The organism is Flavobacterium lotistagni, assembly GCF_011392125.1.
Lineage (GTDB): Bacteria > Bacteroidota > Bacteroidia > Flavobacteriales > Flavobacteriaceae > Flavobacterium > Flavobacterium lotistagni.
In genome coordinates this window covers 1-799 of record NZ_JAAJBU010000030.1, presented here as the reverse complement: position 1 = coordinate 799, position 799 = coordinate 1, and the positions used below count along the sequence as shown (strand labels likewise).

The following is a 799-nucleotide window of genomic DNA, read 5'->3' as shown; positions in this document are numbered from 1 at the left end:
TTTCATAACAAGCCAATCCAGTTGGTTCAGCAGGTTGTGTTCCGGTTACATCCCAAGCACAAGTAGTTGTATTGAAAGATGCAGTCTCATAACAAGCCAATCCGGTTGGTTCAGCAGGTTGTGTTCCAGTTACATCCCAAGCACAAGTAGTTGTGTTGAAAGATGCAGTTTCATAACAAGCCAATCCGGTTGGTTCAGCAGGTTGTGTTCCAGTCACATCCCAAGCACAAGTTGTTGTGTTGAAAGATGCAGTCTCATAACAAGCCAATCCGGTTGGTTCAGCAGGTTGTGTTCCGGTTACATCCCAAGCACAAGTAGTTGTGTTGAAAGATGCAGTTTCATAACAAGCCAGTCCGGTTGGTTCCGCAGGTTGTGTTCCAGTTACATCCCAAGCACAAGTAGTTGTGTTGAAAGATGCAGTTTCGTAACAAGCCAATCCGGTTGGTTCAGCAGGTTGTGTTCCGGTTACATCCCAAGCACAAGTAGTTGTATTGAAAGATGCAGTTTCATAACAAGCCAATCCGGTTGGTTCCGCAGGTTGTGTTCCAGTTACATCCCAAGCACAAGTCGTTGTGTTGAAAGATGCAGTTTCGTAACAAGCCAATCCGGTTGGTTCAGCAGGTTGAGTTCCAGTTACATCCCAAGCACAAGTCGTTGTGTTGAAAGATGCAGTTTCATAACAAGCCAATCCAGTTGGTTCAGCAGGTTGTGTTCCGGTTACATCCCAAGCACAAGTAGTTGTATTGAAAGATGCAGTCTCATAACAAGCCAATCCGGTTGGTTCAGCAGGTTGTGTTCC

Annotated in this window: 1 protein-coding gene; it reads right to left on the bottom strand. The window is 45.4% G+C overall.

From position 1 onward, the window contains the following. Positions 1-799 (bottom strand): hypothetical protein (locus G4D82_RS14290; protein WP_207788184.1); only part of this gene is annotated, 799 nt, incomplete at both ends.